We start from the raw sequence: 7,585 nt of genomic DNA on the forward strand, positions 1-7,585 counted from the left end.
GCGGTGGGGGCGGGCCGTAGTGGTGAAACCAGGCAAAAGCCAACAGATGCGCGAGGACGATCGCCACGAACAGCATGCCAAACAGGCGGCCGAACAGCGTGTCGAAGCGCCCTCGCATCAGCCGATGTCCCGCGCGTCGAACAGGTAACCTTCACCGCGCACGGTTTTGATCAACTGCGGGGCTTTCGGGTCGTCGCCGAGTTTTTGTCGCAGGCGCGACACCAGCAAATCGATGCTGCGGTCGAACGCTTCGATCGAACGGCCCCGGGCGGCGTCCAGCAGTTGTTCGCGGCTGAGTACCCGACGCGGGCGTTCAATGAACACCCAAAGCAAGCGGAATTCGGCATTGGACAGCGGCACCACCAGTCCATCGTCGGCAATCAGCTGACGCAGCACGCTGTTGAGGCGCCAGTTGTCGAAGCGAATGTTGGCCCGCTGTTCGGTGCGGTCATCGCGCACCCGGCGCAGGATGGTCTGGATCCGCGCCACCAGTTCCCGTGGCTCGAACGGTTTGGCCATGTAGTCGTCGGCGCCCAGTTCCAGGCCGATGATGCGGTCGGTGGGCTCGCAGCGGGCGGTGAGCATGAGGATCGGGATGTCCGATTCGGCACGCAGCCAGCGGCACAGCGACAGGCCGTCTTCGCCGGGCAGCATCAGGTCGAGTACCACCACGTCGAAATGTTCGGCCTGCATCGCCTGGCGCATGGCTGCGCCGTCGGTGACGCCGCTGGCGTGGATGTTGAAGCGCGCGAGGTAGTCGATCATCAGCTCGCGGATCGGCACATCGTCATCGACGATCAGCGCGCGGATGCTCCAGCGCTTGTCGTCTTTCTGCTCATCAGTCACGGTCGTTTGGGTGTTGTGCATGGGGCTGTTCATCTGCCAGTAGGCCGCCAACCACAAAGATGGGCTGCGAGGTGGTGGTTTCAGCATAGGCGTCCTGCCGTGAGGCGGGAAGTGCTGATGTAAGGACGTGTTGCGGCTGGCGAGGCTAGCGCGGGCGCATGTTGGCGGCGTGTCGGTTGTGTATCGGGTTCGACACAATAGCAGCGAGCGCTATGCTGATCACGGTTGCGGCGACGATTTACCGATCATCGGGTGCCGCGCCGTCGCCGCTTCCGCTACAATGCGCGCCGATTTCGACTTGCCTGAGAGCCCATCCATGTCCGCCTGCCAGACTCCTATCATCGTCGCCCTGGATTTCCCCACCCGTGACGCCGCACTGAAGCTGGCCGACCAGTTGGACCCGAAGCTGTGCCGGGTCAAAGTGGGCAAGGAACTGTTCACCAGTTGCGCCGCGGAAATCGTCGGCACCCTGCGTGACAAAGGCTTTGAAGTGTTCCTCGACCTGAAATTCCACGATATTCCCAATACCACCGCGATGGCTGTGAAAGCCGCTGCCGAGATGGGCGTGTGGATGGTCAACGTGCATTGCTCCGGTGGCCTGCGCATGATGGCGGCCTGCCGTGAAGAGCTCTCCAAGCGCAGCGGCCCGCAACCGCTGCTGATCGGCGTGACCGTGCTGACCAGCATGGAGCGCGAGGATCTGGCCGGTATCGGTCTGGACATCGAGCCGCAGGAGCAGGTGCTGCGTCTGGCCGCGCTGGCCGAGAAGGCCGGAATGGATGGACTGGTGTGCTCGGCGCTGGAAGCCACCGCGCTGAAGTCGGCGCATCCTTCGCTGCAACTGGTGACCCCGGGGATTCGCCCGGCGGGCAGTGCGCAGGACGATCAGCGCCGTATCCTGACCCCGCGTCAGGCACTGGATGCCGGTTCCGATTACCTGGTGATCGGCCGTCCGATCAGTCAGGCGGCGGATCCGGCCAAGGCCCTGGCCTCGGTCGTGGCAGAACTGGCCTGATCAGTTTCCGCAGGTATTAGCATTACCTGTAGGAGCTGCCGAAGGCTGCGATCTTTTGATCTTGCCTTTAACAAGCAAAATCAAAAGATCGCAGCCTTCGGCAGCTCCTACAGAGGCTGCGATCTTTTGTTTTAGATTTTCAGCACCAACTTGCCGAAATTCTCCCCGCTGAACAATTTCATCAGTGTCTCTGGAAAGGTCTGCAGACCTTCGACGATGTCTTCCTTGCTTTTGAGTTGTCCCTTGGCCATCCAGCCGGCCATTTCCTGCGCGGCACTGGCGTATTGCGCGGCGTAGTCCATCACCACAAAGCCCTCCATGCGTGCGCGGTTGACCAGCAATGACAGGTAGTTGGCCGGGCCTTTGACCGCTTCCTTGTTGTTGTACTGGCTGATGGCGCCGCAAATCACCACCCGGGCTTTTGGCGCCAGACGACTGAGCACGGCGTCGAGGATCTCGCCGCCGACGTTATCGAAATACACGTCTACGCCTTTCGGGCACTCGCGCTTGAGCCCGGCCAGCACGTCTTCGTGCTTGTAATCGATGGCGCCGTCGAAGCCCAGTTCATCGATCAGGTACTTGCACTTGTCGGCCCCGCCGGCGATGCCGACGACCCGGCAGCCTTTGATCTTGGCGATCTGCCCGGCAATGCTGCCCACCGCGCCCGCAGCCCCGGACAGCACCACGGTGTCGCCGGCCTTCGGTGCGCCGACGTCGAGCAGCGCGAAGTAGGCGGTCATGCCGGTCATGCCCAGTGCAGACAAATACACCGGCAGCGGCGCCAGTTTCGGATCGACCTTGTAGAAACCTCTGGGCTCGCCGAGGAAATAATCCTGCACGCCGAGGGCGCCGTTGACGTAGTCGCCGACGGCAAAGCCCGGGTTATTCGAAGCGATGACTTTGCCGACGCCCAGAGCGCGCATCACTTCACCGATTTCCACCGGCGGGATGTAGGACTTGCCCTCGTTCATCCAGCCACGCATGGCCGGGTCGAGGGACAGGTATTCGTTCTTGACCAGAATCTGCCCTGCCGCAGGTTCGCCGACCGGGACTTCCTGATAAGTGAAGGTCTCGCGGGTGGCAGCACCCACCGGGCGTTTGGCGAGCAGGAACTGGCGATTGGTCTGGCTGGTCATGGCAGGCACTCGAACTGAATGAAGTCTTGTTGATAGACCCTCAAGGCCAATGCTGCAAGGTGGGCTGATGCGGCGAATGCACGATGATCCAGTGCAGTGATAGTCGCCCGGCGGGTTTTATCACTGCGACGCATGAAGGCATAAACAGCCTTCTGATAGTGCTGATGCGGGGCGGGCCGTGATGGCTATGCTGCGAGTCTGCAAACCCTCCTGCATCTCTCCTCCGAGGACATAACAATGAGCATGACGTTTTCCGGTCAGGTTGCCGTAGTCACTGGCGCGGCCAATGGCATTGGCCGCGCGACCGCCCAGGCGTTCGCCGCCGAAGGCCTGAAAGTGGTGGTGGCCGATCTGGATGCGGCAGGGGGCGAGGGTACGGTGGCGCTGATTCGTACAGCCGGTGGTGAAGCGACCTTCGTGCGCTGCAACGTTACCGTTGAAAGCGAAGTGAAGAATCTGATGGACGAGGTGATCAATACCTACGGTCGCCTCGACTACGCCTTCAACAATGCCGGGATCGAAATCGAGCAAGGCAAGTTGGCAGATGGCTCGATGGACGAGTTCGACGCGATCATGGGCGTCAACGTCAAGGGCGTCTGGCTGTGCATGAAGTACCAGTTGCCGTTGCTGCTGGCCCAGGGCGGCGGGGCGATCGTCAACACTGCTTCAGTGGCAGGGCTTGGCGCGGCACCGAAGATGAGCATCTATGCGGCGTCCAAACACGCGGTGATTGGCCTGACCAAATCGGCGGCGATCGAATACGCGAAGAAGAAAATCCGCGTCAACGCTGTGTGCCCGGCGGTGATCGACACTGACATGTTCCGCCGGGCCTACGAGGCCGATCCGAAAAAGGGCGAGTTTGCCAATGCGATGCACCCGGTGGGGCGTATTGGCAAGGTCGAGGAAATCGCCAGTGCCGTGCTGTATCTGTGCAGCGATGGCGCGGCGTTCACCACCGGTCACTCTCTGGCCGTGGATGGCGGCGTCACTGCCTTTTGAAGCCCAATGGCAAGACCCGAGAAACCCGCCTGAGCGCGGGTTTTCTTATTCTTGGGCTGCCGTTTCTTTAAACCGCTAAACAATGTGTATCAAACGGTTAGAACGTCTGCTTTTGACGGCGTTGTCGCACAGCCTGAACGACGCGGCTGTGATTTACTGCCGCCAGCAAAACGGACAGGAGTTTGCGTGCTCATGGAATTGAGAATTGACCGACAGGCAATGGTGCCGGTCGTACAGCAGATTGTTGATGGAATGACCGAGTGGATCTCGCGAACGGGTGTGGCGCCGAGCACGCGACTGCCCTCCGTCAGACAGATAGCACGCTCCAATCTGCTCAGCCAGTCGTGTGTGACCGAGGCCTGCGAGCGGCTGGTGGCGCAAGGTATCCTGGCCCCGCGTCAGGGCGCGGGATTCATGGTCGCCGCGCACAGTCGCGCTTTGCTCGGGCTTGAATACGGGCGGGCCGAGAGCGGCTTGAAACTCGGCGAGGGCGGTTTGCCGCAAAGCTGGCGCGAGTCCGATGACCTGAGCTATGCAATCCGTCAGGTGGCGCGAACCGACATGGCGAGTCTGTTCAATTACAGCACCCCGCTGGGGTTTGCGGCGCTGCGTGCGCAGATCGTCAGACGTCTCAGGCTGATCGACATCCAGGCCCTGGCGGAACAGGTACTGACGACCTCCGGTGCCAGCCAGGCGCTGGATCTGCTCGTGCGCACGCTGGTTAAGGCCGGGGACTGCGTTGTTGTCGAAACCCCGGGCTATGCGCCGCTGTTCGAGCTGTTGCGCCTGCGTGGCGCGCAGCTGCTGGAAGTCCGGCGTACGCCAAGCGGGCCTGACCCTCAGGCGCTGGAGGCACTGTTGCGCCAGTGCCGGCCCGTCGCGATGTTCGTCAACAGCCATCACCACAATCCCACCGGTTCCTGCCTGAGTCCGTGTGTGGCACAGCAGATCCTGCGATTGTGCAACGCGCACGATGTGCAACTGATCGAAGACGATGTCTACGCCGATCTGCACAATGGCAACGGTGTACGCCTGGCCGCACTTGATGAACGGGTGATTTACGTCGGCAGTTTTTCCAAGACGCTGAGCAGCTCGCTGCGCGTCGGTTTTTTATACGCCGGGCCAGAACTGATCGCGCGTCTGGCCCGGGTCAAGATGATCAGCAGCATGGGAGCCTCGAGTTTCAATGAAGCGGTGCTGGCGAGCCTCCTGGCCAGTGGCGCCTATCGAAAAATGGTCCAGCGCCAGCGTCAACGCCTGAATACCGACCGCGTCGCCGCATTGCAGGCATTGGAGGACGCAGGCTGGGAGGTTTTCGGCAAGCCGTGTGGCGGCCTGTTCATCTGGGCCCGCTCCCCGCTGAGTGATCCGGAGCGCTTGCACAGGCATGCGCAGTGCAGTGGTGTCAGTCTCAGCCCTGCGGGGGCTTTCAGTCCGAGCGGCGAGATCAGTCAGTGGCAGCGAATCAATGTGGCCTATGCCTGTGATCCACGGGCCCGGCAGTTTTTTCGCAGTACCGGCGTGAATCGACCTCAAGCGTTCTGAAAACGACGCGTGCGTAGCTTTTTGCCATTATTCCGACGCCAGAGACTTGTGCTGCTCCATGACCGTTGCGAATCTTCGGCAACAGACTTTGGCAGGGGACTACGCGCAATGATTTCGGCCGTGCAAGGACGTTTTGCCAACCTCGGTATGGCAAAGAAACTGGGTCTCGGGTTCGTACTGGTGCTGCTGTTGACTGCGCTGGTGGCTGCCATTGGAGTCTGGTCCCTGCAGACCATCAGCCAGCGCTTCGACGGCTTGAAGCAAATGTCGTCGCTCAACAGTGCCTTGCTCAAGGTGCGGTTGCTGGAGCAGGACTATGCGCTGCACAGCAACCCGAAAACGGTTGATGCCGTGCACGAGGGCGTCGACGGTCTGTTGGCCCAGGCCGCGCAACTCAAGGCGCAGACGCCGGCGAACGGGGCGGTGATGAGCGATGTCGAGCAAGCCTTGGGCGACTATCGCAAGGCGTTTGACGAGTTCGTTTCACTGACCCAGGCCAAGGATCTGGCGCTGGAAATGGCCAGTTGGTCGGTGTCCAGCGTGGCCAATAACCTGGACGTGCTGCAAGCCGGGCTGGCCGATGATGGCGCGTACACGTTAAAGGACAGCGAAGGCAAGGATGGTGCGCAGTTCATCGAACAGGCCAGTCAGGTCAGTCAGGTGTCGCGGTTGATGCTGCAAGCGATGAACGAGGCACGGGTTCGTCTCGATCAGAGCCGCAAGGGCGATGCCGACAGTGCCGACAAGGGCAGCATCGAACAGGCGGCCCAGGCCCAGGCTCAGGCCGAGCAGTTGAAGACTACGGTCAAGGATGAGGGCTATTTGACGGTGCTCAACGAAGTGTCCGGGCACATCGCCGGTTTCAACGACAAACTGGCCGAGTACACCGGTCTGCTGGCCCAGGAAAAAACCGTCTATGAACAGTTGCACCAGCGCGCGGCGCAAGTGATGTCGCGTGTCGACCAGGCCTATGTGGCCGAAGACGGCGCGATGCAGGTGGAATTGAAGAAAAACTCGGTGCTGATCCTCGGTTCTTCGGCGTTGGCCTTATTGGTGGGGCTGATTGCCGCGTGGGTCATTACCCGGTTGATCGTCGCGCCGCTGCGCGCTGTGATGCGCGTCGCCCAGCAGATTGCGGCCGGAGATTTGAGCGCGAAAGTCGAGGTTACCCGGCGTGATGAAATCGGCCAGTTGATGCTGGCGATGCAGCAGATGGGGGCCGGGTTGAGCACGATTGTCAGCGGATTGCAGGCGGGCATCGAGCAGTTGGCCAGTTCCGCGCAATCGCTGTCGGCGGTCACCGAGCAGACCAACCTCGAGGTCAACAGCCAGAAGGAAGAGACCGAGCAGGTGGCCACGGCCATGAACCAGATGACCGCCACCGTGCATGACGTGGCGCGCAATGCCGAGGAAGCCGCGCTGGCCGCGCAAACCGCGGATGGCAAGGTCGAGACCGGGCAGCAGGTGGTGCGCCAGAGCATGGCGCGGATCGAGCAACTGGCGGATTCGGCAACGTCGGCCAGTTCGAGCATCGAAAGCCTCAGTGCGCAGATCCAGAATATCGGTACGGTGCTGGATGTGATCAAAAGCGTTGCCGAGCAGACCAACCTGCTGGCGCTCAACGCGGCGATCGAAGCAGCGCGGGCCGGGGAGCAGGGCAGGGGCTTTGCGGTGGTGGCCGATGAGGTTCGTGCGTTGGCGCGACGTACGCAGCAGTCGACGGAGGAGATCGAGCGGCTGGTCAGTACGTTGCGTTCGGCGGCGCATGCTTCCGTGCAGCAAATTCAGAGCAGTGGCGAGTTGGTGAAGCTTGCCGTCAGTGATGCGCTGCAGACCGAGAGTGCGCTGGGGAGTATTGCGGCGGCGGTTTCGTTGATTCAGCAGATGAATCAGCAGATTGCGGCGGCGGCCGAGGAGCAGAGTTCGGTGGCCGAGGAGATTAATCGCAGTGTGACGAGTATTCGTGCGAGTGCGGATCAGTCTTCGATGGCGATGCGGGGGAATGCGGTTTCGAGTGTTGAGCTGGCGCGGTTGGGGGGGGAGC

The 7,585-nt window shown here is 61.5% G+C and carries 6 protein-coding genes and 2 pseudogenes; 5 read left to right on the forward strand and 3 right to left on the reverse strand.

Annotated features, from left to right (window positions below; all coding sequences use genetic code 11):
* Positions 1-118: pseudogene (locus L6D63_RS28035) on the reverse strand (two-component sensor histidine kinase); the annotation flags it as partial.
* A complete protein-coding gene (locus tag L6D63_RS28040; RefSeq protein ID WP_041073744.1) occupies positions 118-867 on the reverse strand; it encodes a response regulator in 750 nt (249 codons plus the stop codon). The pseudogene L6D63_RS28035 and the gene L6D63_RS28040, both read right to left, overlap by 1 nt.
* Before the next feature lie 295 nt (positions 868-1,162).
* On the opposite strand from L6D63_RS28040, the gene pyrF reads away from it, so the two are divergent.
* Positions 1,163-1,861 (forward strand): orotidine-5'-phosphate decarboxylase, encoded by a 699-nt coding sequence (pyrF, locus tag L6D63_RS28045; RefSeq protein WP_047295723.1) that lies wholly within the window; start codon positions 1,163-1,165, stop codon positions 1,859-1,861.
* A 131-nt stretch (positions 1,862-1,992) separates the two neighbouring features.
* Here pyrF and L6D63_RS28050 read toward each other — a convergent pair whose 3' ends face one another.
* Entirely contained in the window at positions 1,993-2,997 is a 1,005-nt protein-coding gene (locus tag L6D63_RS28050; protein WP_047295721.1) for an NADP-dependent oxidoreductase, read from the reverse strand.
* Between the two features lie 237 nt (positions 2,998-3,234).
* On the opposite strand from L6D63_RS28050, the gene L6D63_RS28055 reads away from it, so the two are divergent.
* The 4 genes and pseudogenes from L6D63_RS28055 to L6D63_RS28890 all read left to right on the forward strand — a co-directional run.
* Complete coding sequence (locus tag L6D63_RS28055; protein WP_041073750.1) at positions 3,235-3,996, forward strand: SDR family oxidoreductase; 762 nt, start codon at positions 3,235-3,237, stop codon at positions 3,994-3,996.
* Between the two features lie 192 nt (positions 3,997-4,188).
* Positions 4,189-5,541, forward strand: a complete 1,353-nt coding sequence (locus L6D63_RS28060) for an aminotransferase-like domain-containing protein (RefSeq protein WP_047295719.1) — start codon at positions 4,189-4,191, stop codon at positions 5,539-5,541.
* A 264-nt stretch (positions 5,542-5,805) separates the two neighbouring features.
* A pseudogene (locus L6D63_RS28885) lies at positions 5,806-6,708 on the forward strand (HAMP domain-containing protein); the annotation flags it as partial.
* A gap of 312 nt (positions 6,709-7,020) precedes the next feature.
* The coding region (locus tag L6D63_RS28890) for a methyl-accepting chemotaxis protein (protein WP_373873765.1) at positions 7,021-7,585 on the forward strand (565 nt) is incomplete at its 3' end.

The sequence above is a fragment of the Pseudomonas parakoreensis genome (genome assembly GCF_021602155.1).
GTDB lineage: Bacteria > Pseudomonadota > Gammaproteobacteria > Pseudomonadales > Pseudomonadaceae > Aquipseudomonas > Aquipseudomonas parakoreensis.